22 protein-coding genes, 1 rRNA gene and 1 pseudogene are annotated in these 26,380 nt (G+C 48.9%); 11 read left to right on the top strand and 13 right to left on the bottom strand.

The window, feature by feature from the left end; genetic code table 11:
* Nucleotides 1-44: 44 nt before the first annotated feature.
* From ACJHYD_RS19890 to ompL, 3 genes are all read left to right on the top strand, one after another.
* Nucleotides 45-1,430: an MFS transporter gene (locus ACJHYD_RS19890; RefSeq protein ID WP_000018378.1), complete on the top strand. Its 1,386-nt coding sequence runs from the start codon at nucleotides 45-47 to the stop codon at nucleotides 1,428-1,430.
* A gap of 40 nt (nucleotides 1,431-1,470) precedes the next feature.
* Complete coding sequence (locus ACJHYD_RS19885) at nucleotides 1,471-2,874, top strand: MFS transporter (RefSeq protein ID WP_001550347.1); 1,404 nt, start codon at nucleotides 1,471-1,473, stop codon at nucleotides 2,872-2,874.
* Between the two features lie 66 nt (nucleotides 2,875-2,940).
* On the top strand, nucleotides 2,941-3,633 hold the full coding sequence (gene ompL, locus ACJHYD_RS19880) for a porin OmpL (protein WP_001309878.1): 693 nt from the start codon (nucleotides 2,941-2,943) through the stop codon (nucleotides 3,631-3,633).
* A 91-nt stretch (nucleotides 3,634-3,724) separates the two neighbouring features.
* On the opposite strand, the gene ACJHYD_RS19875 is transcribed toward ompL, so the two are convergent.
* The 4 genes from ACJHYD_RS19875 to typA form a co-directional block, all read right to left on the bottom strand.
* Nucleotides 3,725-4,990 (bottom strand): MFS transporter, encoded by a 1,266-nt coding sequence (locus ACJHYD_RS19875; RefSeq protein WP_000956312.1) that lies wholly within the window; start codon nucleotides 4,988-4,990, stop codon nucleotides 3,725-3,727.
* A 101-nt stretch (nucleotides 4,991-5,091) separates the two neighbouring features.
* Nucleotides 5,092-6,072: a sugar phosphate isomerase/epimerase family protein gene (locus ACJHYD_RS19870; protein WP_000256393.1), complete on the bottom strand. Its 981-nt coding sequence runs from the start codon at nucleotides 6,070-6,072 to the stop codon at nucleotides 5,092-5,094.
* A gap of 7 nt (nucleotides 6,073-6,079) precedes the next feature.
* Nucleotides 6,080-6,790 (bottom strand): GntR family transcriptional regulator, encoded by a 711-nt coding sequence (locus ACJHYD_RS19865; RefSeq protein ID WP_001550345.1) that lies wholly within the window; start codon nucleotides 6,788-6,790, stop codon nucleotides 6,080-6,082.
* Nucleotides 6,791-7,006: 216 nt separating this feature from the next.
* The gene (gene typA / locus ACJHYD_RS19860; protein WP_000570668.1) at nucleotides 7,007-8,830 is read right to left on the bottom strand and encodes a ribosome-dependent GTPase TypA; all 1,824 of its coding nucleotides are present in this window, start codon (nucleotides 8,828-8,830) and stop codon (nucleotides 7,007-7,009) included.
* 372 nt (nucleotides 8,831-9,202) lie between these two features.
* Here typA and glnA point away from each other — a divergent pair, with 372 nt between their 5' ends.
* The 4 genes from glnA to ACJHYD_RS19840 all read left to right on the top strand — a co-directional run bounded on the left by glnA (nucleotide 9,203) and on the right by ACJHYD_RS19840 (nucleotide 13,478).
* Nucleotides 9,203-10,612: a glutamate--ammonia ligase gene (glnA, locus tag ACJHYD_RS19855; protein ID WP_001271717.1), complete on the top strand. Its 1,410-nt coding sequence runs from the start codon at nucleotides 9,203-9,205 to the stop codon at nucleotides 10,610-10,612.
* Between the two features lie 173 nt (nucleotides 10,613-10,785).
* Nucleotides 10,786-11,835, top strand: coding sequence for a nitrogen regulation protein NR(II) (gene glnL, locus ACJHYD_RS19850; protein WP_000190577.1), 1,050 nt, complete (start codon nucleotides 10,786-10,788; stop codon nucleotides 11,833-11,835).
* 11 nt (nucleotides 11,836-11,846) lie between these two features.
* Nucleotides 11,847-13,256 (top strand): nitrogen regulation protein NR(I), encoded by a 1,410-nt coding sequence (gene glnG / locus ACJHYD_RS19845; protein ID WP_001188777.1) that lies wholly within the window; start codon nucleotides 11,847-11,849, stop codon nucleotides 13,254-13,256.
* A 111-nt stretch (nucleotides 13,257-13,367) separates the two neighbouring features.
* On the top strand, nucleotides 13,368-13,478 hold the full coding sequence (locus ACJHYD_RS19840; protein WP_000893994.1) for a YshB family small membrane protein: 111 nt from the start codon (nucleotides 13,368-13,370) through the stop codon (nucleotides 13,476-13,478).
* Between the two features lie 189 nt (nucleotides 13,479-13,667).
* Here the strand turns inward: ACJHYD_RS19840 and hemN are convergent, their stop codons facing one another.
* The 3 genes and pseudogenes from hemN to ACJHYD_RS19825 all read right to left on the bottom strand — a co-directional run bounded on the left by hemN (nucleotide 13,668) and on the right by ACJHYD_RS19825 (nucleotide 16,024).
* On the bottom strand, nucleotides 13,668-15,041 hold the full coding sequence (hemN, locus tag ACJHYD_RS19835) for an oxygen-independent coproporphyrinogen III oxidase (protein WP_001550344.1): 1,374 nt from the start codon (nucleotides 15,039-15,041) through the stop codon (nucleotides 13,668-13,670).
* A gap of 188 nt (nucleotides 15,042-15,229) precedes the next feature.
* Nucleotides 15,230-15,739 (bottom strand): Der GTPase-activating protein YihI, encoded by a 510-nt coding sequence (gene yihI, locus ACJHYD_RS19830; RefSeq protein ID WP_001295266.1) that lies wholly within the window; start codon nucleotides 15,737-15,739, stop codon nucleotides 15,230-15,232.
* A gap of 118 nt (nucleotides 15,740-15,857) precedes the next feature.
* Nucleotides 15,858-16,024, bottom strand: a pseudogene (locus ACJHYD_RS19825) (hypothetical protein).
* 296 nt (nucleotides 16,025-16,320) lie between these two features.
* Between ACJHYD_RS19825 and yihA the strand changes: the two are divergent.
* Nucleotides 16,321-16,953 (top strand): ribosome biogenesis GTP-binding protein YihA/YsxC, encoded by a 633-nt coding sequence (gene yihA / locus ACJHYD_RS19820; RefSeq protein ID WP_000183349.1) that lies wholly within the window; start codon nucleotides 16,321-16,323, stop codon nucleotides 16,951-16,953.
* Nucleotides 16,954-17,334: 381 nt separating this feature from the next.
* Here yihA and polA read toward each other — a convergent pair whose 3' ends face one another.
* Complete coding sequence (polA, locus tag ACJHYD_RS19815; RefSeq protein ID WP_000250006.1) at nucleotides 17,335-20,121, bottom strand: DNA polymerase I; 2,787 nt, start codon at nucleotides 20,119-20,121, stop codon at nucleotides 17,335-17,337.
* A gap of 363 nt (nucleotides 20,122-20,484) precedes the next feature.
* Here polA and ACJHYD_RS19810 point away from each other — a divergent pair, with 363 nt between their 5' ends.
* Nucleotides 20,485-21,417 (top strand): acyltransferase, encoded by a 933-nt coding sequence (locus ACJHYD_RS19810; RefSeq protein ID WP_001550343.1) that lies wholly within the window; start codon nucleotides 20,485-20,487, stop codon nucleotides 21,415-21,417.
* Between the two features lie 40 nt (nucleotides 21,418-21,457).
* Here the strand turns inward: ACJHYD_RS19810 and ACJHYD_RS19805 are convergent, their stop codons facing one another.
* The 4 genes from ACJHYD_RS19805 to ACJHYD_RS19790 form a co-directional block, all read right to left on the bottom strand.
* Nucleotides 21,458-22,888 (bottom strand): DUF945 family protein, encoded by a 1,431-nt coding sequence (locus tag ACJHYD_RS19805; RefSeq protein WP_001550342.1) that lies wholly within the window; start codon nucleotides 22,886-22,888, stop codon nucleotides 21,458-21,460.
* 154 nt (nucleotides 22,889-23,042) lie between these two features.
* Nucleotides 23,043-23,669, bottom strand: coding sequence for a thiol:disulfide interchange protein DsbA (gene dsbA, locus ACJHYD_RS19800; protein ID WP_000725337.1), 627 nt, complete (start codon nucleotides 23,667-23,669; stop codon nucleotides 23,043-23,045).
* A 16-nt stretch (nucleotides 23,670-23,685) separates the two neighbouring features.
* Nucleotides 23,686-24,672 (bottom strand): stress response kinase SrkA, encoded by a 987-nt coding sequence (gene srkA / locus ACJHYD_RS19795; RefSeq protein WP_001065519.1) that lies wholly within the window; start codon nucleotides 24,670-24,672, stop codon nucleotides 23,686-23,688.
* Nucleotides 24,673-24,748: 76 nt separating this feature from the next.
* On the bottom strand, nucleotides 24,749-25,018 hold the full coding sequence (locus ACJHYD_RS19790; RefSeq protein WP_001295263.1) for a YihD family protein: 270 nt from the start codon (nucleotides 25,016-25,018) through the stop codon (nucleotides 24,749-24,751).
* A 69-nt stretch (nucleotides 25,019-25,087) separates the two neighbouring features.
* On the opposite strand from ACJHYD_RS19790, the gene mobA reads away from it, so the two are divergent.
* Complete coding sequence (gene mobA / locus ACJHYD_RS19785; protein WP_001052184.1) at nucleotides 25,088-25,672, top strand: molybdenum cofactor guanylyltransferase MobA; 585 nt, start codon at nucleotides 25,088-25,090, stop codon at nucleotides 25,670-25,672.
* Nucleotides 25,654-26,181, top strand: a complete 528-nt coding sequence (mobB, locus tag ACJHYD_RS19780) for a molybdopterin-guanine dinucleotide biosynthesis protein MobB (RefSeq protein ID WP_001550341.1) — start codon at nucleotides 25,654-25,656, stop codon at nucleotides 26,179-26,181. The genes mobA and mobB overlap by 19 nt, the downstream gene beginning before the upstream one ends.
* Before the next feature lie 100 nt (nucleotides 26,182-26,281).
* Here mobB and rrf read toward each other — a convergent pair.
* Nucleotides 26,282-26,380: ribosomal RNA gene (rrf, locus tag ACJHYD_RS19775) — 5S ribosomal RNA — on the bottom strand; the annotation flags it as partial.

The raw sequence follows: 26,380 nt of genomic DNA, 5'->3' as shown, positions 1-26,380 counted from the left end.
CACGTCCGCCCGTGGGGAAACTCACGGGCAAAGGGAGAACAACGATGAGTCACATCACAACGGAAGATCCGGCTACTTTACGTCTGCCCTTTAAAGAGAAACTCTCTTACGGTATCGGCGATCTGGCCTCTAACATCCTGCTGGATATCGGCACGCTTTATCTTTTGAAGTTTTATACCGACGTTCTGGGGCTGCCCGGCACCTATGGCGGCATTATCTTTTTGATCTCGAAATTCTTTACCGCCTTTACCGATATGGGTACCGGCATCATGCTCGATTCCCGGCGCAAGATCGGTCCAAAAGGCAAATTCCGCCCTTTTATTCTGTATGCATCATTCCCGGTCACTCTGCTGGCGATCGCCAACTTTGTCGGCACACCGTTTGATGTCACCGGTAAAACGGTGATGGCCACTATTCTGTTTATGCTCTACGGGCTGTTTTTCAGCATGATGAACTGCTCCTACGGCGCAATGGTCCCCGCTATTACCAAAAACCCCAACGAACGCGCATCGCTGGCAGCATGGCGTCAGGGTGGCGCTACATTGGGCTTACTGCTGTGTACGGTGGGATTCGTGCCGGTTATGAATCTTATCGAAGGTAATCAGCAAATTGGCTATATCTTCGCTGCCACGCTGTTTTCACTGTTCGGCCTGCTGTTTATGTGGATCTGCTACTCGGGCGTGAAAGAGCGTTATGTCGAAACCCAACCTACCAATCCGGCGCAAAAGCCAGGCCTGTTGCAATCTTTCCGCGCAATTGCCGGTAACCGCCCGCTGTTCATTCTGTGCATTGCCAACCTCTGCACTTTAGGGGCGTTTAACGTCAAGCTCGCCATCCAGGTCTATTACACCCAGTACGTACTTAACGATCCCATCCTGTTGTCGTATATGGGATTTTTCAGCATGGGCTGTATTTTCATCGGCGTGTTCCTGATGCCTGGCGCAGTCAGACGTTTTGGTAAGAAGAAGGTCTATATCGGCGGCCTGCTGATTTGGGTGCTGGGCGATCTGCTCAACTATTTCTTCGGCGGCGGCTCGGTCAGCTTTGTGGCGTTCTCCTGCCTGGCATTCTTCGGCTCGGCGTTTGTTAACAGCCTGAACTGGGCGCTGGTTTCCGACACCGTCGAGTACGGCGAGTGGCGCACCGGTGTGCGTTCGGAAGGTACGGTCTACACCGGCTTCACCTTCTTTCGCAAAGTATCTCAGGCGCTGGCAGGTTTCTTCCCAGGCTGGATGCTGACGCAAATCGGCTATGTGCCAAACGTCGCCCAGGCTGACCATACCATCGAAGGTTTACGCCAGCTGATCTTCATCTACCCAAGCGCACTGGCGGTAGTCACCATTGTTGCGATGGGTTGTTTCTACAGTCTGAACGAGAAAATGTACGTCCGCATTGTTGAAGAAATAGAAGCCCGTAAACGCACGGAATAAATAATAAACAACGCCCTGCGGGGCGTTATAAGGAGTGATTATGTCTGACCATAATCCACTGACATTAAAACTGAATCTGCGGGAAAAAATCGCCTATGGCATGGGCGACGTCGGTTCGAATTTAATGCTTAGCATCGGCACTCTGTATCTCCTCAAATTTTATACCGATGAATTAGGGATGCCTGCTTACTATGGCGGGATTATCTTTCTGGTAGCGAAGTTTTTTACCGCGTTTACCGATATGCTCACCGGATTTTTACTCGACTCGCGGAAAAATATTGGGCCTAAAGGCAAATTTCGTCCCTTTATTTTATATGCAGCGGTTCCGGCGGCGTTAATTGCAACGCTCCAGTTTATCGCCACCACCTTTAGTTTGCCGGTTAAAACGACGATTGCCACAGCACTGTTTATGATGTTTGGACTTTCATACAGTCTGATGAACTGCTCGTATGGTGCGATGATCCCGGCAATTACCAAAAACCCCAATGAGCGCGCGCAGCTCGCAGCTTACCGCCAGGGTGGTGCAACCATAGGGCTATTGATTTGTACCGTGGCGTTTATTCCGTTGCAGTCGCTTTTTTCTGACTCCACCGTCGGTTATGCCTGCGCGGCACTGATGTTCTCCATTGGTGGCTTTATTTTTATGATGCTGTGCTACAGAGGCGTCAAAGAGCATTATGTGGACACGACGCCAAGCGGACATAAAGCCAGTATTCTCAAATCTTTTTGCGCGATATTTCGTAATCCGCCATTACTGGTTTTGTGCATTGCTAACCTGTGTACCCTGGCGGCATTTAATATCAAACTGGCGATTCAGGTCTATTACACCCAGTATGTGCTGAATGATATTAATTTATTGTCGTGGATGGGATTTTTCAGTATGGGATGTATCCTCGTCGGCGTATTACTGGTGCCATTAACTGTAAAATGTTTTGGTAAAAAACAGGTTTATTTAGCTGGCATGGTGCTATGGGCGGTTGGTGATATCCTGAATTATTTCTGGGGAAGTAACTCTTTCACTTTCGTCATGTTCTCTTGTGTCGCCTTTTTTGGCACGGCCTTTGTAAACAGCCTGAACTGGGCACTGGTGCCAGATACCGTAGATTACGGTGAATGGAAAACCGGTATTCGTGCCGAAGGTTCTGTTTATACCGGTTATACCTTCTTTCGTAAAATTTCTGCCGCACTTGCTGGCTTCTTGCCAGGCATTATGCTGACGCAAATCGGTTATGTTCCCAACATCGCGCAAAGTGATGCGACATTACAGGGTTTGCGTCAGCTCATTTTTATCTGGCCTTGTGCGCTGGCAATTATTGCTGCATTAACGATGGGATTCTTTTACACACTCAATGAAAAACGGTTTGCATTGATTATTGAGGAAATCAACCAACGCAAAAATAAAGAGATGGCGACAGAAGAAAAAACAGCTTCCGTAACGTTATAAATGTCAATAGCCGCTATTTCCATCCTGGTGGGTGGCGGCCTCCCTACGTTTAAAAATGGACTTATTATGAAAAAGATTAATGCAATAATTCTATTATCCTCTCTGACCTCTGCCTCGGTATTTGCTGGCGCATACGTCGAAAACAGGGAGGCATATAATCTCGCCTCCGATCAGGGCGAAGTTATGCTACGCGTGGGTTATAACTTCGATATGGGCGCGGGTATTATGTTAACCAATACCTACACCTTTCAGCGAGAAGATGAACTCAAACATGGCTATAATGAAATTGAAGGTTGGTATCCTTTATTTAAACCAACCGATAAATTAACCATCCAGCCCGGTGGCTTAATTAATGACAAGAGTATCGGTTCGGGTGGTGCCGTTTATCTGGATGTTAACTACAAATTTACTCCGTGGTTTAACCTGACGGTGCGTAATCGCTATAACCATAATAATTACAGCTCTACAGATTTGAACGGCGAATTGGATAATAACGACACCTATGAAGTTGGCACCTACTGGAATTTTAAAATCACCGAGAAATTCTCCTATACATTTGAACCACATTACTTCATGCGAGTAAATGACTTTAATAGCAGCAATGGAAAAGATCATCACTGGGAAATCACTAACACCTTCCGTTATCGCATTAATGAACACTGGCTCCCTTATTTCGAATTACGCTGGTTAGATCGTAATGTCGAACCGTACCACCGCGAGCAAAACCAGATTCGTATCGGGACGAAGTATTTCTTCTGATGTAAAACTGCCGGATGCGGCGAAAACGCCTTATCCGGCCTACGGTTGATACGGTTTCCGTTGGCCGGATTAAGCCACATCCGGCCATTAATTAAGCTTCAGCCGCCAGCATCTCTTTCTTACGTTGGCTAATACGCTTAACCAGCATTACGGAAACCACCGCACCACAGAATGCGAAGCAGGCCATAATGCCAAACACGATTTTGTAGCCAATAATCCCCGGATTTAAATCCAGAATGTAGCCATACAGACTGAAGCAGAACATCGCCGGGGCGTAACCAATAAAGCTACCCAACGCCATCGCCGCGCCTGTTTTATTTTCAGCAATTTTTGCTTCGCCGATAGGTGCAAAAAATACGGCTCGCTGTGTAAAGACTATCGCGCCAAAGCCCAGCGTACATGCCATCCCTAAATATACCGGCATACTTTCGTGCGGCAGCATAATCAACAGTACGAGCGCAGCGGTACTGATGATAAAGGTGTAGCATAGATATTTACTCGGCGATTTCAGGATCTTATCTGAAATCATGCCACCAATCGGTCCACCAATCATTTTCAGACAGTATTGGTTAATGATGCCGTAAGCCCCCACCAGCGCAACGGGCAATAGATAGATGTTTTTCAGGAATGGAATGAAGAATGTCAGGCCACAGTAAACCGCGTAAACGAAGAAGACGTTGAAAGCGATAAGCCAGATAGTTTTGTCTTTCAGCACCGAGGTCATACTGGTGTTTTTCGATGCTCCGTCTTCTTTTTTCACCTCAACGGACGGTGCCTCTTCTTTGTCATTCAGAACAAAGAAAATGATAATGCCTACGGCAATCACAATAAGGGAATAGAACCAGATGCCTGCTTTAAAACCCAATAAGCCACTGCCAAACCAGGTAAATACTGCCAACGCAGAAAATGCCACCACGGTATCGACAATGCCACGCCCTGTTTCGAAGAAGCCAAACAACCGACCTTGTTGTTCGCTATTGCCCAATCGACTTACCGACTTGAGCAAGACCGGCCAGTTCATCATGTCGCAAGTAACGCCAAATAGCGCCCAGACAAAGAGGATGCCCCAATACCCCGGCATTGTCGTCAAATAAACACCCAGTAATCCTGTCGCAATGAGTGAGAATGACATGGTGTATCTGCGCGGTAGTTTATCGGCAAAATAAATAGACAGAAAAAAGCCCACTGTCGTGACAAATGAGTTTACCGACATAGCATTACCAATTTGACCATTGGTCAAATGGAAATATTCCTGCATCGGGATATAAAACGCATCTTTCAGCGACGGTAATTTATAAATTGTACCGCCACACAATGTTAATAGACTAAATAACGCCCATTTCTTTTTCGTGAGCATAACATCCCCTAAGCGATTTTTAAAATCACTGTTTTAAAGGCAATAAGATACCGACCATTCATATGGAATGGTTTTATTAACTGCGTATGAGTTAAAACTTATTAGTGGTTCAGAAGATGGTTTGCCTCTTGTTTGATTTGTTGTAGTACGTTACGCACATGATTTATCTGATTAATTGCATCTTCTTTTTCTTTACGTAACCGCGCATCCAGTAAATGATTTTCTGGTAGGGGTGTTTCACTCATCTGGCGATAAGGGATCCACGGATTATCATCTTCGTCTTCAAAGCGGAACGCCGGCGCATAGTAATCAACCTCTTCTTCCAGGCCATATGCCGTCACCTGCGGCTCATCATCACCCAGGCAGATAAGGTGCGTTAATAACGCTTTGAACGGCATATCACCCTGACCTGAAATACAGGCTTTATGACCCAGGCCACCCTCTTCTTTAACGATCAAGGCATCTTTGATATGGACCTGGGTAATATGCGGTGCCATCGTTTTTAAAGCGTCGATGGGATGCTCATTTGCATTGATCATGTTCGCAAAATCAAACAGTAAGGAAAGAGATTCCATCTCACTTTCTTTGACCAGCGACACCAGCTCATGGCTTTTTAAATCTTCATGCTGTTCGATCGTAAAAGTCAGGCCGCTGTCCTGATACGTTTCCCGTACATAGGCAATGTCGTTAGCGATGATCGATAATACGTCGCGCAAATTACCTTCATAACGTGGATAAAAACGTACGGACGATGCCCCAGTTTTCAACGCAATGGCGACGGCTTCGTCAATAGATGCCTTATCTGAAGCGCTGGTTTCAATATGAATATCAAGGTTCAGACGGCGGGCTTTATCCCCAAAGGCAGAGAGTTCTTTATCGTCCATATTACCAAGAGAAAAACGCTCGCCATCCAGAACATGGATTTTGACGCCACGTAGATTATTTTCACTTGCGATATCAAGTAAATCAGCAGGCAACACTCTTTCCAGCCGCATATTTAAATGAAAGGCATAAGCATGTAAATAAAGAGGAAGAGTGTCGACACGTTGTAGAATCTTTCTTGCGTTATTTATTGTCACCATAAAACACCTACAGATTAATGATGAGGTCTACGGCCTCAAATCGCCAATATTCAATATCTATCTGGACAATATTGCCTTGCTGGTCGGCGCGATGCTTTTCAATTAAGATCGCTGGCATACCCGCAGAACCGCCAAGATACTTGCTGATATCGCCCGGCATTCTGACGGGTTTGAAAATCAATTTTTTTACTACCGTCTCTTTTTGGTAGCACTTTTCCCAGACTGCAGAAAATGAGTGGTTTTCAAGTTGTTCAATAAAACCCGGAGCAACTTCAGGATTAATATATGTTTCGTGATAGAAAACTTTATGTCCTTCCAGCGCCCCCCAGCCGGTGATGCGATAGAGTTCAGTTGATGGTGTCACTGCAATCAGTGGCGCGAGCGTCTCGGGAATATCGCTGGTACGTTTTTTCTCGGTAAACCCCCAGGAAGGCTCTCGTCCTTGCTCAATTGCGGCCCGCTGAAAGCTCGCTGACAGCTCCGGACTGTAATTAAATCGCGGCTGGGTCACGAACCACCCCTTACGATCCTTACGGAAGATTTTGGATTCTGCCTCGAGGTTCAACAACGCCTGGCGCAGCGTCATACGTTTAATGCCCAGCAGTTCTCCCAGCTCTCTTTCTGAAGGGAGTTTTCCACCCGGCGTGGTGATGCCATCTTTCAACCACCGATCCAGTTTCTCTTTTGCATTTTCTACGGTGGATTGATTCTCCGCCATTGTTTAATCCTTTTGGTTTAAACCAGATGAAGCATCTTACGCTTACGCCAAAAAAGAAAGCAATTAACGGTGTATGACTTTGCAGATAATTGTGACAAAGCTCTCTATTGACGTAATCACAGACTTATAAGGGAGATACTCGCATTGGTGTGCGCTCACGACAGGTAAAAAAAAACCTGCCAGCGATGGCAGGTTTTTTATGACTGAAAAGCGAAATTAATCGTCTTTCGGTGCGCGGTTGGCGCGGCGACGATCGTTTTCCGTCAGGTGACGTTTACGAATACGGATAGAGGTCGGAGTCACTTCTACCAGTTCGTCATCATCGATAAACTCCAGAGCTTGTTCCAGAGTCATGCGGATAGGCGGAACCAGAACAACGGCTTCGTCAGTACCGGAAGCACGCATGTTGGTCAGTTTCTTACCGGTCAGGCAGTTTACAGTCAGGTCGTTAGAGCGGCTATGAATACCGATAATCTGACCTTCGTAAACTTCTGCACCGTGACCGAGGAACAGCTTACCGCGATCCTGCAGACCGAACAACGCGAACGCTACCGCTTTACCCTGACCGTTAGAGATCAGTACGCCGTTCTGACGCTGACCCACTTCACCCGGACGTACGTCGTCGTAGTGGCTGAAGGTGGAGTACAGCAGACCCGTACCGGAAGTCATGGTCATGAACTCAGAACGGAAGCCAATCAGACCACGGCTTGGGATCACGTAGTCGAGACGTACGCGGCCTTTACCGTCTGGATTCATGTTTTTCAGGTCGCCTTTACGTTCGCCCAGCGCCTGCATCACAGAACCCTGATGCTGTTCTTCAACGTCCAGCGTCACGTTTTCATACGGCTCTTGTTTACGACCGTCGATTTCACGGAAGATTACTTTCGGACGGGATACCGCCAGTTCGAAACCTTCACGACGCATGTTTTCGATAAGAACAGACAGGTGCAGTTCGCCACGACCAGAAACGCGGAACGCATCGGCGTCTTCGGTTTCTTCTACGCGCAGCGCAACGTTGTGTACCAGTTCTTTGTTCAGACGATCCAGGATCTGACGAGACGTTACGAACTTACCTTCTTTACCGCAGAACGGCGAGGTGTTAACGCAGAAGAACATAGAAACGGTCGGCTCATCAACGGAGAGTGCCGGCAGCGCTTCAACGTTTTGCGTGTCGCAAACGGTGTCAGAAATGTTCAGTTCGCCCAGGCCCGTGATCGCAACGATATCGCCAGCTTCCGCCAGATCGGTTTCAATACGTTCCAGACCGAGGTGGCCCAGCACTTTACCGACTTTCGCGTTACGGGTTTTGCCTTCGCTATCGATGATAGTGACCTGCTGGTTCGGCTTCACTTTACCGCGCTTGATGCGGCCAATGCCGATAACGCCAACATAGCTGTTGTAATCGAGCTGAGAAATCTGCATCTGGAACGGACCGTCAAGGTCAACGTCCGGCGCAGGAACGTGGTCAACAATCGCCTGATACAGCGGGGTCATGTCTTCCGCCATATCTTCGTGGTCCAGACCCGCGATACCGTTCAGCGCAGAAGCGTAAACGATCGGGAAGTCCAGCTGCTCGTCGGTCGCGTCGAGGTTAACGAACAGATCGAATACCTGATCCACAACCCAATCAGGACGCGCGCCAGGGCGGTCAACTTTGTTGATAACAACAATCGGCTTCAGGCCGTAAGCAAACGCTTTTTTGGTTACGAAGCGCGTTTGCGGCATCGGGCCGTCAAATGCGTCAACCACCAGCAGCACTGAGTCTACCATGGACATTACACGTTCAACTTCACCACCGAAGTCGGCGTGCCCCGGGGTATCAACGATGTTGATACGGTAATCATTCCATTTGATAGCGGTGTTTTTCGCGAGGATGGTAATCCCACGCTCTTTCTCCAAATCGTTGGAGTCCATCACGCGCTCTTGGGTTTCGGCACGAGAGTCGAACGTACCGGATTGTTGGAGCAGCTTGTCTACCAGGGTGGTTTTACCATGGTCTACGTGCGCGATGATGGCGATATTACGCAATTTTTCGATCACAACTTTGCCTCAGGCATTAGAAATAGCGCGTTATTGTACACGGATTAATCGCACTACAAAACAGGATCACAAACATCCTCCGCAAACAAGTATTGCAGAGTCCCTTTGTGATCGCTTTCACGGAGCATAAAAAGGGTTATCCAAAGGTCATTGCACCAATATGGTGCTTAATGTTTCCATTGAAGCACTATATTGGTGCAACATTCACATCGTGGTGCAGCCCTTTTGCACGATGGTGCGCATGATAACGCCTTTTAGGGGCAATTTAAAAGTTGGCACAGATTTCGCTTTATCTTTTTTACGGCGACACGGCCAAAATAATTGCAGATTTCGTTACCACGACGACCATGACCAATCCAGGAGAGTTAAAGTATGTCCGCTGAACACGTACTGACGATGCTGAACGAGCACGAAGTGAAGTTTGTTGATTTGCGCTTCACCGATACCAAAGGTAAAGAACAGCACGTCACTATCCCTGCTCATCAGGTGAATGCTGAATTCTTCGAAGAAGGCAAAATGTTTGACGGCTCCTCGATTGGCGGCTGGAAAGGCATTAACGAATCCGACATGGTGCTGATGCCAGACGCATCCACCGCAGTGATTGATCCGTTCTTCGCCGATTCTACCCTGATTATCCGTTGCGACATCCTTGAACCTGGTACCCTGCAAGGCTATGACCGTGACCCGCGCTCCATCGCGAAGCGCGCTGAAGATTACCTGCGTTCCACTGGCATTGCCGACACCGTACTGTTCGGGCCAGAACCTGAATTCTTCCTGTTCGATGACATCCGTTTCGGATCTTCTATCTCCGGTTCCCACGTTGCTATCGACGATATCGAAGGCGCATGGAACTCCTCCACCCAATATGAAGGTGGTAACAAAGGTCACCGTCCGGCAGTGAAAGGCGGTTACTTCCCGGTTCCGCCGGTAGACTCTGCTCAGGATATTCGTTCTGAAATGTGTCTGGTGATGGAACAGATGGGTCTGGTGGTTGAAGCCCATCACCACGAAGTAGCGACTGCTGGTCAGAACGAAGTGGCTACCCGCTTCAATACCATGACCAAAAAAGCTGACGAAATTCAGATCTACAAATATGTTGTGCACAACGTAGCGCACCGCTTCGGTAAAACCGCGACCTTTATGCCAAAACCGATGTTCGGTGATAACGGCTCCGGTATGCACTGCCACATGTCGCTGTCTAAAAACGGCGTCAACCTGTTCGCAGGCGACAAATACGCAGGTCTGTCTGAGCAGGCGCTGTACTATATTGGCGGCGTAATCAAACACGCGAAAGCGATTAATGCCCTGGCAAACCCGACCACCAACTCTTACAAGCGTCTGGTCCCGGGCTACGAAGCACCGGTAATGCTGGCTTACTCTGCACGCAACCGTTCTGCGTCTATCCGTATTCCGGTGGTTTCTTCTCCGAAAGCACGTCGTATCGAAGTACGTTTCCCGGATCCGGCGGCTAACCCGTACCTGTGCTTTGCTGCCCTGCTGATGGCCGGTCTTGATGGTATCAAGAACAAGATCCATCCGGGCGAAGCCATGGACAAAAACCTGTATGACCTGCCGCCGGAAGAAGCGAAAGAGATCCCACAGGTTGCTGGTTCTCTGGAAGAAGCACTGAACGAACTGGATCTGGACCGCGAGTTCCTGAAAGCCGGTGGCGTGTTCACTGATGAAGCGATCGATGCGTACATCGCTCTGCGTCGCGAAGAAGATGACCGCGTGCGTATGACTCCGCATCCGGTAGAGTTTGAGCTGTACTACAGCGTCTAATAGTTGAAGTTGTACTACCCGGCGCAACAACGCCGGGATTTAGTTGCCGTGGAAACTTTCAGCCCATCTCTGCATGGGCTTTTTTCTCCGTCAATTCTCTGATGCTTCGCGCTTTTTATCCGTAAAAAGCTATAATGCACTAAAATGGTGCAACCTGTTCAGGAGACTGCTTTATGGCAACAGGCACGCAGCCCGATGCTGGGCAGATCCTCAACTCGCTGATTAACAGTATTTTGTTAATCGATGACAACCTGGCGATCCATTACGCCAACCCCGCCGCGCAACAACTGCTCGCCCAAAGCTCCCGCAAATTGTTTGGTACACCGTTACCGGAACTGTTGAGCTACTTCTCATTAAATATCGAGCTGATGCAAGAAAGTCTGGAGGCGGGGCAAGGTTTTACTGATAACGAAGTGACGCTGGTCATCGACGGGCGTTCGCATATCCTTTCTGTGACGGCCCAGCGTATGCCGGACGGCATGATCCTGCTGGAGATGGCACCGATGGATAACCAGCGCCGCTTAAGTCAGGAACAGCTACAGCACGCCCAGCAGGTTGCTGCCCGTGATTTAGTGCGCGGCCTGGCACATGAGATTAAAAATCCGCTTGGCGGTTTACGTGGCGCGGCGCAGCTGCTCAGCAAAGCATTACCTGACCCGTCACTACTCGAATATACCAAAGTGATTATCGAACAGGCGGACCGGCTGCGAAATCTGGTCGACCGTCTGTTGGGACCGCAACTGCCCGGTACGCGCGTTACCGAAAGTATTCATAAAGTGGCTGAACGCGTGGTGACGCTGGTGTCGATGGAACTGCCGGACAACGTGCGGTTGATTCGTGATTACGACCCCAGCCTGCCGGAACTGGCGCACGACCCGGATCAAATTGAGCAAGTGCTCCTGAATATTGTGCGCAATGCGCTACAGGCGCTGGGGCCAGAGGGTGGTGAAATCATTCTGCGTACCCGCACAGCTTTCCAACTGACCTTACACGGCGAGCGTTATCGGCTGGCGGCGCGAATTGATGTGGAAGATAACGGGCCAGGTATTCCGCCTCATTTGCAGGATACACTGTTTTACCCGATGGTCAGCGGCCGCGAAGGTGGCACCGGGCTTGGCTTATCCATCGCCCGTAATTTGATTGATCAGCATTCAGGCAAAATTGAATTTACCAGTTGGCCAGGTCATACCGAGTTCTCGGTTTACCTGCCTATCAGGAAATAAAGGTGACGTTTATGCAACGAGGGATAGTCTGGGTAGTCGATGACGATAGTTCCATCCGTTGGGTGCTTGAACGTGCGCTCGCTGGAGCGGGTTTAACCTGTACAACATTTGAGAACGGCGCGGAGGTACTGGAGGCGCTGGCGAGCAAAACGCCGGATGTGCTGCTTTCAGATATCCGTATGCCGGGAATGGACGGGCTGGCGCTGCTCAAGCAGATTAAACAGCGCCATCCGATGCTTCCGGTCATCATTATGACCGCACATTCCGATCTGGATGCTGCCGTCAGCGCCTATCAACAAGGGGCGTTTGATTATCTGCCCAAACCGTTTGATATCGACGAAGCCGTGGCGCTGGTTGAGCGCGCCATCAGCCATTATCAGGAACAGCAGCAGCCGCGTAATGTTCAGCTTAACGGCCCAACGACCGATATCATCGGCGAAGCGCCAGCCATGCAGGACGTGTTCCGTATTATCGGTCGGCTTTCGCGTTCTTCTATTAGCGTGCTGATTAACGGCGAATCCGGCACCGGTAAAGAACTGGTCGCTCATGCCCTGCATCGCCACAGTCCGAGAGCCAAAGCGCCATTTATCGCGCTGAATATGGCGGCTATCCCGAAGGATTTGATCGAATCAGAACTGTTTGGTCACGAGAAAGGCGCGTTTACCGGCGCGAATACCATTCGTCAGGGGCGTTTTGAACAGGCCGATGGCGGCACGTTATTTCTCGACGAAATTGGTGATATGCCGCTGGATGTGCAGACGCGTTTGCTGCGCGTGCTGGCAGACGGTCAGTTTTATCGCGTTGGCGGCTATGCGCCGGTGAAAGTGGATGTGCGGATTATCGCTGCCACTCACCAGAATCTTGAACAGCGGGTGCAGGAAGGTAAGTTCCGTGAGGATCTGTTCCACCGCCTGAACGTCATCCGCGTTCATCTGCCACCACTGCGTGAGCGTCGGGAAGATATTCCCCGCCTGGCACGCCATTTTTTACAGGTTGCCGCGCGCGAACTGGGCGTAGAAGCGAAGTTACTGCATCCGGAAACCGAAGCCGCGCTGACGCGTCTGGCGTGGCCAGGCAACGTGCGCCAGCTGGAAAACACCTGCCGCTGGCTAACGGTAATGGCTGCCGGACAGGAAGTGTTGATTCAGGATTTGCCTGGCGAACTGTTTGAATCAACGGTTGCGGAGAGTACTTCGCAAATGCAACCGGACAGTTGGGCGACGCTGTTAGCGCAGTGGGCAGACAGGGCGCTGCGTTCCGGTCATCAAAATCTGCTTTCCGAAGCGCAGCCTGAGCTGGAGCGGACGTTACTGACCACCGCGCTGCGACATACGCAGGGGCATAAACAGGAAGCGGCGCGGCTACTCGGCTGGGGGCGTAACACTCTGACGCGGAAGTTAAAAGAGCTGGGGATGGAGTGATTCACGGCTTGTGTGTAAAGATTGATTATTGAGCGCAAATTGCTGGTATTTTGCGCTTTACTGTTCCGATAAGTTCAGTATGATCTTGCCCGGAAAACGGGGAGAGTCATTATGCTGGAATCAATAATTAATCTGGTATCGAGTGGCGCAGTTGACAGCCACACACCGCAAACTGCCGTTGCTGCCGTGCTGTGTGCCGCAATGATTGGGCTGTTTAGTTGAGTTTCAGATTGCTGATGAAGTGCTCTTTGTTCATGCCGGATGCGGCGTGAACGCCTTATCCGGTCTACAAAAGCAATATTTTCAACAGGTTTTGTAGGCCTGATAAGCGTAGCGCATCAGGCAATCTTGTTCTCAGCACATTGATGGCGCTTTCGTTTTCTACTTTGTAAACGAAGCGCCATTCACTATTTAAATCACCCGAGAGAACTGCTGCATCCGCGCTTTCTGGCGCAGATAGGTATCAAAGCACATGCAAATGTTGCGGATCAGCAAGCGACCTTTCGCCGTCACCTGAATCCCCTTCTCATCCACATCCACCAGCCCATCTTTTGCTAACGGGGCGAGCAGCTTGAGATCTTCCGCAAAGTAATCAGCGAAGTGCAAATCCCACTGTTGCTCAATGGGAGCGTAATCCAGACGGAAGTTGCAGATGAGCGACTTAATCACATCGCGGCGAATACAGTCATCACGCGTTAGCGCAATACCACGCCACAGCGCATTGCCTTGTTCATCCACTTGCTGATAGTAGTGCTTCAACTCTTTCTGGTTCTGCGCATAGCAGTCGCCAATCATACTGATGGCGGAAACGCCCATCCCCAGCAGATCGGTATCGCCCTGAGTGGTGTAGCCCTGGAAGTTACGGTGCAGCACGCCTTCACGCTGGGCCACCGCCAGCTCGTCATCCGGACGGGCAAAGTGATCCATACCGATAAACTGATAGCCCGATTGCGTCAGGAAGGCGATGGTTTCCTGCAGGATATCGAGTTTTTGCTGCGGACTCGGCAGGTCAGCATCTTTGATTTTGCGCTGAGCAGCAAAAATGGTCGGCAGATGCGCGTAGTTAAAGACACTCAGACGATCGGGGTTCAGCTCCGCCACGCGTTTCAGGGTAAAAGCGAAACTCTCCGGCGTTTGTTTCGGCAGGCCGTAAATCAGGTCGATGTTGGTGGAGGTAAAGCCAATCTCACGCGCATGGTTAAGCAGTGCCAAGATGAATTCTTCATCCTGCTCGCGGTTAACCAGACGTTGCACTTCTTTGTTGAAGTCCTGCACGCCCATACTCAGACGATTAAAGCCCTCGGCGCGTAAATGATCGAGTACATCCAGTTCGATTTCGCGCGGATCGACTTCGATCGAAATCTCCGCATCGGCATTGAACTGGAAGTTTTCGCGCAGCAGCTTCATCAGACGGCTGATTTGCGCTTTGTTCAGATACGTCGGCGTACCACCGCCCCAGTGCAGCTGGCTCACCTTGCGCCCGGCAAAAAGCGGTGCACGATGGACGATTTCTTGCTCCAGCGCGTCCAGATACTGATCGGCCTTGTGCTGCTGGCGAGTAACAATCTTATTGCAACCGCAGAAGTAACAAAGCTTATGGCAGAACGGGATATGTACGTAGAGAGATAATGGACGCTCAGGATAGCGCGCCACGGCTTGTAAAAACGCCTGTTCGCCGAAGTCTTCTGAAAACTCCAGCGCGGTCGGGTACGAGGTGTATCGTGGCCCGGAATAGTTATATTTCTGGATCAGGGCCAGATCCCAGTCGATTTGCTGTACAGACATGCTCACTCCTTCCGATGGCGTCTCTGGCGGCTACGGCGTACCGGCGGATGCCCGTTTCGGGTCATCAGCCGGTTGCGCAGCCACTTTTGTCGCCGCGACAACCGCTGTAGTTTAACGAATAACCACACCAGATAACATATAACCGGAAGGGTTATCAGCAGAACGGGAAGACCCACGGCGGCAATCCGTTAGTTGCCCCGCAGCAGACGCATCATGTCTTCTTGCTTCTCGTCTTCTTCCTCTTCTTCGTCATCGTCATAAGAGAGGCCGAGTTTCTGCATCAACTCATCAATACGATCCAGTTTGGCATCCACCCAGGATTGCTCTTCGGCGCTCAGGGTTTCGCCTGCTTCCAGACGTTCCAGCAGCGCATCCAGACGCTCATCCGTTTCCAGTAACTCCAACTCCGCCTGCGGTGAAAGCATAGGTTTCTCACTCTTCGGTTTGTGCTGTTTGGTGACTTTTTCAGTCACGCCCAATGGAATAGGGGTTTTACTGCCAATACGTGGATCTTTCGGTGCGTTCTGGCCTTTACTGCCTGACGTGGTGTTACCGCCCGCTGCGCGGCTGCCCGGCGCATGACCACGACGTTTTTTCTGACGCTTACGGTCACGAGCTTCCTGATCCAGCTCCTCGCGTGTTTTTCGACGCGCTTTTGCATGACCTTTGCTGCGTGAGTTTGAAGATGATGGTTTCATAATGGTTCGTCTTTTAGCCGTTTTATTCAGTATAGATTTGCGGCGGAATCTAACAGAAAGCAAGCAAAGAAAAAAGGCGACAGATTACTCTGTCGCCTTTTTTCCTGACTCATAACCCTTAACGGGTCTTACAATCCTTGCAGGCCGCCAACACACCCTGTTTTTCCATTAGCCGGAACAATCCGTGTTGATTCCATTTCCGTTTAATTACGTCTCCGGACGTTTGTCTTCCTGACAATCCTCTGTCTTCGCCTCCTGGCGCTCCTGACCCTCATCCTGAGTCATTGTTCCTGTTAGCGTCCTCGCTCTATGGGTGCTACTTTACGCCTTTGCTTTAAACAAACAATCAACCGCCATCAGTATTTGCACATTTTCAGAGTTTTATATAAAAGCAATTAACTGATTTATATAGCTTATTTGACATGCATCGCAGAATTTTCTCTGCTATTTCGCATAAAGACTATCGGCAATGTCTCACAAAGCGTATGGCTTTTACTTACAACGCTCACGCCGAAAAATCCGCCTTTTATTATGGTTCAGGTATAATCGCCGCAAAGCTTTGACTGACGGAGACGACCGCTTTGACTAATTTGAATTATCAACAGACGCATTTTGTGATGAGTGCGCCTGATATTCGCCACCTACCTTCCGATACCGGAATTGAAGTGGCTTTTGCAGGCCGTTCCAACGCAGGTAAATCCAGCGCGCTGAACACGCTGACTAACCAGAAAAGCCTGGCTCGTACCTCAAAAACCCCAGGGCGCACCCAGCTTATCAACCTGTTTGAAGTGGCTGACGGCAAGCGTCTGGTTGACCTGCCCGGCTATGGCTACGCGGAAGTCCCGGAAGAGATGAAGCGCAAATGGCAACGCGCGCTCGGCGAATACCTCGAAAAACGTCAGAGCCTGCAAGGTCTGGTGGTGCTAATGGATATTCGCCATCCGCTGAAAGATTTGGATCAACAGATGATTGAGTGGGCGGTAGACAGCAATATCGCCGTGCTGGTGCTGCTGACCAAAGCGGACAAACTGGCAAGCGGCGCACGTAAAGCGCAATTGAATATGGTGCGTGAAGCGGTGCTGGCGTTTAACGGTGATGTGCAGGTTGAAACGTTCTCTTCACTGAAGAAACAAGGCGTGGACAAGCTGCGGCAGAAACTGGATACCTGGTTTAGCGAGATGCAGCCTGTAGAAGAAACGCAGGACGGCGAATAATTTTCTTGCCTTAATGCTTGTGCCGGATGTGGCGTATCCGGCCCGTAAATTCAATAGATTACACTTCTACCGTTGGCCTGATAAACATGGCGCATCAGGCATTACGGATCTTTTCTTTCGCCCAATAAAAAACGCCCCAGTCATTACTGACTGGGGCGGCTAAAATATTCAGCCAAATCCGATTACGTGAAGTAAAAGGTCTGAAAGATAGAACATCTTACCTCTGTACCCTACGCGACTAACTTTACTCTTTTTTGTTCAGTTCAGAAAGCATTTTTTGTAATTTTTTTTCAGTTGTTGCATAGGAATTTCTAATAGCCATCACAAAACGTGACAGCTTATGTTGCTTACTTACGAAAAAAGGGCATATTCAGGCGAATCTTAGTGCGCCTGATCCCAGTTTTCGCCACTCCCCACTTCCACCAGCAACGGCACATCCAGACGGGTACAGTTTTCCATCAGTTGATGAATCTGCTTCGCGACGGCATCGACATCATCTTTATGAACTTCAAATACCAGTTCATCGTGTACCTGCATGATCATACGTACACGCGGTTGCTCAGCCTGTAGCCACGCATCAACGGCAATCATCGCCCGTTTGATAATGTCGGCGGCGGTTCCCTGCATTGGCGCGTTAATGGCTGCACGTTCAGCCGCTGCACGACGAGCCCCATTGCTGGATTTGATATCCGGCAGATACAGACGGCGTCCGTCCAGCGTTTCAACGTAGCCCTGCTCTTTCGCCTGAGCACGGGTGCGTTCCATATACTCCAGCACGCCAGGGTAGCGTTCGAAGTAAAGGTCCATGTACTTCTGCGCTTCTTTACGTGGAATGTTCAATTGCCGCGCCAGACCGAAAGCACTCATGCCATAAATCAGACCAAAGTTGATCGCTTTCGCGCTACGGCGTTGCTCGCTGGTTACGGTTTCCAGTGGCAAACCAAACACTTCTGCCGCCGTTGCCCGGTGGATATCTTTTCCTTCCGCGAATGCGGTCAGCAAGCCTTTGTCACGCGAGAGATGCGCCATAATGCGCAGTTCAATCTGCGAGTAGTCCGCCGAGACAATCACATAATCCTCTGGCGCAATAAACGCCTGGCGGATACGACGACCTTCTTCGTTACGCACCGGAATGTTTTGCAGGTTAGGATCGGTTGACGATAAACGTCCCGTTGCAGTTACTGCCTGGTGATAAGAGGTATGCACACGCCCGGTTTTCGGGTTGATCATCAGCGGCAGCTTGTCGGTGTAGGTCGATTTCAGCTTCGCCAGACCACGATACTCCAGAATCACTTTTGGCAACGGATAGTCCAGCGCCAGTTCTTCCAGTACCTCTTCCGACGTTGACGGCGCGCCACCCGGCGTTTTCTTCAGCGGTTTAATTCCCTGTTTTTCAAACAGAATGGTTTGCAACTGCTTGGTGGAGGAAAGGTTAAATTCTTCACCTGCAATTTCATGCGCTTTCTTTTCCAGCTCAGCCAGACGAAGAGTGAGCTCTTCAGAATGATTGTGCAGCACTTTCGGATCGATCTTCACACCGTTACGTTCAATGCGTGAAAGCACCGGCACTAGCGGCATTTCGATATTCTCGAAGACGTTCAACGGCCCTTTGTGTTTTTGCAGATCCGGCCACATTTTCAGATGCAGCTGCAAGGTGACATCTGCATCTTCGGCGGCGTAACGTCCGGCCTCTTCGAGGGCAATCTGGTTAAAGGTCAGTTGATTTTTACCTTTACCAGCAATCTCTTCAAAAGTGATGGTTTTATGCTTCAACCAACGTTCCGCGAGGCTGTCCATATCGTGGCGACCGGCAACGCTGTTGAGAATGTAGGACTCCAGCATGGTATCAAATGCAATCCCCCGCAGTTCAATGCCGTAGTTCGCCAGAATACCGCGATCGTATTTCAGGTTTTGCCCAACCTTCAGCGCCTTTTCATCTTCCAGCAGCGGTTTTAGCAACTCGAGTGCACGCTCGCGAGAGATTTGATCGGGCGCATCAAGATAATCATGAGCAACCGGAATATATGCCGCTACGCCTGGCTCGATAGCAAAAGAAAGCCCGACCAGGTTAGCAGAGATGTTATCAAGGCTGTCGGTTTCGGTATCAAATGCAAATACCGGCGCTTTTTCCAGCTTCGCAATCCACGCTTTCAGTGTTTCTTCATCAAGGATGGTGACGTAGTTGTCATAAGAAATCACCGTTGCCGTCACTTCTGGTGCTTCGTCTGCAACACTGGTTTCCTGTGGCTTCGCGGCTGGTTTTGCCCCTTTGGCCTGTAACCATTTGCCCGCTTCGACATCAGCAGTCCAGCGTTTGAACTCATACTTTTTGAACAGCCCCAACAACTCTTCCGCTGCCGGTTGCTGCACTTCCAGTTGTTCGCAGGTCAGCTCCAGTTCAACGTCGGTTTTAATCGTCGCCAGCTGGTATGAGAGATAAGCAACTTCTTTGTTTTGCTCGAGCTTCGCTGCCATTGTTTTCGCGCCACGGAAGCTCAACCCGGCAATTTTTTCTGGCTCGGCATACAGCGTATCCAGTCCGCCAAGACCTTGCAGCAATGCCTGTGCGGTTTTTTCACCGACGCCCGGTACGCCTGGAATGTTATCAGAGGAGTCACCCATCAGCGCCAGGAAGTCGATGATCAATTCTGGCGGCACGCCGTACTTATTCACCACCTCTTCCGGTCCGAGGATGGTATTCGTCATAGTGTTGATAAGCGTAATATTTGGCGTCACCAGCTGCGCCATATCTTTATCGCCAGTGCTGATCAGCACCGGACGCCCGGCTTTTTCGGCTTCGCGCGCCAGAGTACCGATAACGTCGTCCGCTTCTACGCCAGAAACCGCCAGCAGCGGCAGTCCCATCGCTTTAACCATCGCGTGCAAAGGTTCGATTTGTGCACGCAGATCGTCCGGCATTGGCGGGCGATGTGATTTGTAATGTTCAAACAGTTCATCACGAAAGGTTTTTCCCTTGGCGTCAAAGACCACCGCTGCATGCGTCGGTTTATATTGCATGATCAGACTGCGCAGCATGTTGAGGACACCATACATCGCACCGGTCGGCTCGCCTGCGCTGTTAGTCAGCGGGGGAAACGCGTGATATGCGCGATAAAGATAAGATGAACCATCTACAAGGATAAGTGGATTTTGGGGGATCTGAACCATAATGTCCGTGCCTGTTTATCAGATTATGGGTAAAGGATGCCACAGACAGGATGAAAACATGAGTTTTTCACCGCTTTTCGTGAAAATCTTTTGTAGATCTTCTGGATCGCTCGCAAATCGTCATGTGGATAACTTTGTGCATAAATTATTTACATCGCTTTTAATTTATTATCATGCTTTTTACAGCATGATGTTTGTCTTTGTTTTTCATGAAGTTAAAAATAAGACCATCCCTAATAATTGAGATAATGGGATTTTTTCTAATGTGGATAGATATGAATTATTTTTCTCCTTAAGGATCATCCGTTATTTGGGTCGTTTTCTGCTAAAATCTGCGCCTTGCGCTTCTTTAGCGCACTGTCTATGGCTAACTTTTTGAATAAATTCATTATGACGAGAATACTCGCTGCGATAACCCTTTTGCTGAGTATCGTATTGACCATTTTGGTCACTATTTTTTGCTCCGTCCCGATCATCATTGCCGGGATTGTAAAACTATTGCTTCCTGTGCCAGTCATTTGGCGAAAGGTTTCGCGTTTTTGTGATTTTATGATGTATTGCTGGTGCGAAGGTCTGGCGGTATTACTGCATCTGAACCCACACCTGCAATGGGAAGTTCACGGGCTGGAAGGGTTAAGTAAGAAGAACTGGTATCTGCTTATTTGTAACCACCGTAGTTGGGCAGATATTGTCGTACTGTGCGTGCTGTTTCGTAAGCACATTCCGATGAATAAATATTTCCTCAAGCAGCAGCTGGCCTGGGTGCCTTTTCTTGGCCTGGCGTGCTGGGCGCTGGATATGCCGTTTATGAAGCGTTATTCCCGCGCTTATTTATTACGTCATCCGGAGCGACGTGGTAAAGATGTCGAAACCACTCGGCGTTCTTGTGAAAAGTTTCGCCTGCATCCCACCACCATTGTCAATTTCGTTGAAGGCTCCCGTTTCACGCAAGAAAAACATCTGCAAACCCACTCCACTTTTCAAAACTTGTTGCCACCAAAGGCGGCAGGCATTGCGATGGCGCTAAATGTACTGGGTAAACAATTCGATAAACTGCTTAATGTTACGCTGTGTTATCCGGACAATAACCGTCAGCCGTTCTTCGATATGTTAAGCGGTAAACTGACGCGAATTGTCGTACATGTGGATTTGCAGCCTATTTCCGATGAGTTACATGGCGACTACATCAATGACAAAAGCTTTAAGCGCCATTTTCAGCAATGGCTGAACTCACTGTGGCAGGAAAAAGACCGACTTCTGACGTCGTTGATGTCATCACAGCGTCAGAATAAGTAAGTTTTACTCGCCTCTGAATGAGCAGAGGCGAGTGAGTATTTTAATGAACAAAACGTCCGGCACGAGACATAAATTCTTCTTCGCTCATTTCCTGTCCGTTAAAAACAACTTTACCCGGTGTATAACGCAGTTGCAGCGAGGCGGTATTGTTGTCAATCGTGATTAACTGAAACATCTGACCTAATGTCATCATCCCGCTGATTTGTTTATCAGCCCGCTTTTGCGCTTTTTCAGCATCCATTCCTTCAGATAAATTAAGCTGTTTTGCGGTTTCTGTGACGACATTAAGCGGTAACTTCACATCAAAATTGAGCGATTTAATATCTTTGTTTGTGGATGATGAGGATTTGGCTGGGTCGGCAATACTGATATCCAGATTGGCATTTAGTTCGCCGAGTGCGTTCTTCCATCTTACCGGTTGTTTAATGGTCGGCTCACTTTTTTGTAATAACGGTAAATACTCTTTGAACAATGCAGCATTCACTTCTTGCAGAGCAACTTCATCGTTTGCTAACTCAGGGTGTGCAGCAAGCTGCTTCTGCATCGCAATGTTATACTGGATGATAAATTGGCGCACCGCTGAAGGATCAATAGATTCAGCAATCAATGACCACTCACCACTACCGAGTTGCTGATTCCCTTTTGTTAACTTATCAAGTTCGTAGGTCAGATTGACATTGATATAATCTTTGTCTTTAACGCGATCCAGCCTGGTTTTTGCAACGAAAGTATCGATTTGGGCAACGTCTTCCCCGTGATTGATAATGTTAATCTGATTAAATTTCGACTCGCTTTCACCAACCGGAAATTTCTTTTCTTCTAATCGCGCCAGAGAATCAATGGTAAAGCTTTTCGCCGTTACTTTGTTCATTGGTGATAATTGCAGAACAATATCTTCGACTTTGCCTTCAATATCCAGGTTAGACAATGAACTACCATCACCATTAAAAGTAAACTGGCCCTTACCAAAGGAAAACTTTCCATACTCTGCAGGGGCAACATCTAATGTCGTGGAGAATGAGCTACCAAACGCGAACCTCAATGTCGCTTCCACGGGCGATTTATTTTTCGCGGCGATAAATAGCGGTTGTGTCAGTTCATTATTCACTAAGTTCACTTTTGCCGCTGCCAGTGCGGGGATGACATTACCACGCATTAACATTGTGATGGGCAACGGACCGTGCTCAACATCCACATCAAATGCAACTTTCTGGCCTGGCTTGATATTGAGATCGGGTGCACCGTTATCAAATGTTATTTGCATTTGAAAATGAGAATTAAAAAAGCCTTTGTCAAAGTTTTTATAACTTAACGTCATATCGTAGGCATGTTCACCTTTCTTTTTAGCATCGTTAAAATCTTTAATGAACTTTTCGACACCAGGCTGAATTTGCGTACCTGTGTACCATGTGCCACCACCCCAGATTACGGCAAACGCAACAATAACACCTGTAGCTGACTTACGTATCATATAAATATTCCCTGATAAAACAGCAAAACTTTGAATATCCACTTATGCTGAAATAATGTCCAGCGGCAGGACGCATTATCAGAATGTATTTATATTTATTAAATAATAAAAAAAGCCCGTGAATATTCACGGACTTTATGTAATTTACATTGAATTATTTTTTCTCGGACAGATATTTCACAGTATCAGCATACTGCTGAACAAAAACATCCATATTGCTGGTATCCATACCCTGCGGATTCAGCTGATATTTACCGTTAACAAACATCGCCGGAACGCCACGCAATTGCACGTCAGCTGCAGCTTTTTCCTGCTGAGCGACCAGGGATTTCACCACGAAGCTGTTCCATGCCGCGTCGTACTCTTCACCTTTAATACCTGCGTTGATAAATACATCGCGGATATCAGATGCTGAACGAATAGTCTGGGTTTTCTGTACGCCTTCAAACAGCGGAACAGTGACTTTGTCTTCCACGCCCAGTGCCATCGCCACTGCCCATGCCTGAGTCAGATCTTTGCCCAGATCACCACCCATGAAGTTGACGTGGTATTTAGTCATCTTCACGCCTTCCGGCAGTTTTTTCTTCACGTTATCAGAAATATGCAGAACTTCTTCAAACTGATAGCAGTGCGGGCAGAAGAAAGAGAAAAACTCCAGCACTTGCGGCGCGCCAGCTACCGGTTTTTCCAGGGTAGTGTACTGTTTACCATCTTCATACTGCGCCGCCGATGCGCTAAACGCTAAAACTAAACCAGCCAGCGCCAGCCAAATCTTTTTCATGATCTACTCTCTCCGATTAATACATAGGTGTTAATTGCAAAGGGGGTTCTTGTAGAACTTTTGCCTGTTCTATAAAAGTCGCCGTCTGTCGCAGCCAGTAATCTTCCCCGGTTAACCACGGGAAATTTTTCGGGAACGCGGGATCAGCCCAACGCCGCATTAGCCAGGCAAGATAATAAACCAAACGCATGGCGCGTAAAGGTTCAATCAGTCCGATTTCAGCGGTGTCGAACTCGCTAAATTCTTCATAAGCTTCAATAATAGTTTCCAGTTGCATCCGCTGCTCGGCTTTATCGCCATTGAGCAACATCCACAAATCCTGAACGGCTGGACCATTACGTGCATCATCCAGATCAACAAACATTGGACCATCGCGCCAGAGAATATTCCCAGCGTGGCAGTCTCCATGTAGCCGCAGAACGGTGAAATCTTCCCGCCAGTGTGCTGTAACGGCGGCGATCAGCTCATCTGTCGCTTTCAGAAATGCCGCTTTCAACCCGGAAGGTATCAGTGTAGCGTCCTCAAACAGCTTGCGAGGCTCAATGAGATATTCATTCAGACCGATGGTCGGGCGATGGATAAAAAGCTGTTTGCGCCCCGTCTGGTGCATACGCCCTAAATAACGCCCAACCGCTTCCATCTGATCGATATTATCAGCTTCGAACTGGCGACCACCGACGCTTGGAAAAACAGCGAAATAAAATCCCTGATGATTCAATAAAGTCTGACCGTTAAAGGCCACAGGTGCTGCGACCGGAACTTCATCATTTACCAGCTGCAACGCAAACTGATGTTCTTCGAGGATTTGGTCGGCTGTCCAACGTTCAGGGCGATAAAATTTGACGACAAAACGTCGACGATCTTCGTCCTGAAATTGATAGACACGGTTTTCATAGCTGTTAAGCGGGGTAAGACCGGAATCCACCCGGATCCCTTGCTCAAATAGAGCATCCATGATGGTATCCGGGTGTAGTGTCTGGAAAGTAAAAGCGCTGTTGTTCATCCCATCATCCGGAAAACATTACGAATGATGAAGGATATCATTTCACGATGATTTTGGTGGCGCCGCTTACAAGCTTTTACTCTTTAATTACGCCGCGAGCGCGTAACAGCGCCGTTTTGAAATCTTCTTCATAATCTTTTTGCAAACCCGGGATAACCGCATCTTTCGCGGAATCACGCATTTTCAGATGATAGATCAGAATGTCATCCGTCAAATCCGCCAGTTCGCCGTCAAAACCTGACTCTTTCGCCAGTTTCTGCAAAAATTGCAGCAGGTTAAGGTCTGGCTCTTTTTGCCAGGCTGGCTGGAGGAGTTCAATAACTTCATTCAGACGTTTACATTTCATAGTAATGCTCCTTACTCTTGAGACAGACACGTTAGCAGGGTCAATCCCACAATAAAAGAGGCGATATCGGTGAATCTGATGACGACGATAACAGGCGTTGTGCTGGCGGGCGGTAAAGCCAGACGAATGGGCGGCGTAGATAAAGGATTGCTTGAATTAAACGGCAAACCGCTGTGGCAACATGTCGCTGACGCGCTTATGACGCAGCTCTCGCACGTCGTGGTTAATGCCAATCGTCATCAGGAAATCTATCAGGCAAGCGGTCTGAAAGTGATTGAAGATTCACTGGCGGATTACCCAGGCCCTCTGGCAGGAATGCTTTCAGTAATGCAGCAGGAAACGGGGGAGTGGTTTTTGTTTTGTCCGTGCGATACGCCTTACATTCCCCCTGATTTAGCAGCCCGGCTTAACCATCAGCGCAAAGAGGCACCTGTCGTGTGGGTCCACGACGGTGAACGCGATCACCCGACGATTGCTCTGGTAAACCGCGCAATTGAGCCTTTATTACTGGAATATCTGCAAGCAGGAGAACGCCGAGTAATGGCATTTATGCGTCTGGCTGGCGGTCATGCGGTTGATTTCAGCGATAATAAAGATGCATTTATTAACGTGAATACGCCAGAGGAGCTTGCCCGATGGCAGGAAAAACGATGATACCGTTACTCGCCTTTGCCGCGTGGAGCGGCACTGGAAAAACTACGCTTTTGAAAAAACTGATCCCGGCATTATGCGCCAGAGGGATCCGTCCAGGGCTGATTAAGCATACGCACCATGATATGGATGTTGATAAACCGGGCAAAGATAGCTATGAGCTGCGAAAGGCTGGCGCGGCACAAACCATCGTTGCCAGCCAGCAGCGATGGGCCTTGATGACGGAAACACCAGACGAAGAAGAGCTGGATCTACATTTTCTCGCAAGTCGAATGGATACCTCAAAGCTGGATTTGATTCTGGTCGAAGGGTTTAAGCATGAAGAGATCGCAAAGATTGTGCTGTTTCGCGATGGAGCCGGACATCGACCGGAAGAATTAGTGATAGACAGACATGTTATTGCTGTAGCCAGTGATGTGTCACTTAATCTTGATGTCGCGTTACTGGATATTAATGATGTTGGGGGGCTGGCTGATTTTGTGGTGGAGTGGATGCAAAAGCAGAACGGATAAGCAAGAGTAGGCTGGATAAGACGCGCCAGCGTCGCATCCGGCATTTTTTTCACCAACGCAAAAAGGCCATCCTTTCGAATGGCCTTTCGCTTAATTTGATGCCTGGCAGTTCCCTACTCTCGCATGGGGAGACCCCACACTACCATCGGCGCTACGGCGTTTCACTTCTGAGTTCGGCATGGGGTCAGGTGGGACCACC

The organism is Escherichia sp. WS1368 (assembly GCF_046487485.1).
GTDB classification, from domain to species: Bacteria; Pseudomonadota; Gammaproteobacteria; order Enterobacterales; family Enterobacteriaceae; genus Escherichia; species Escherichia coli.
Note: the sequence above shows the minus strand (reverse complement) of the source record. Positions and strands in the feature narration are given on the sequence as shown.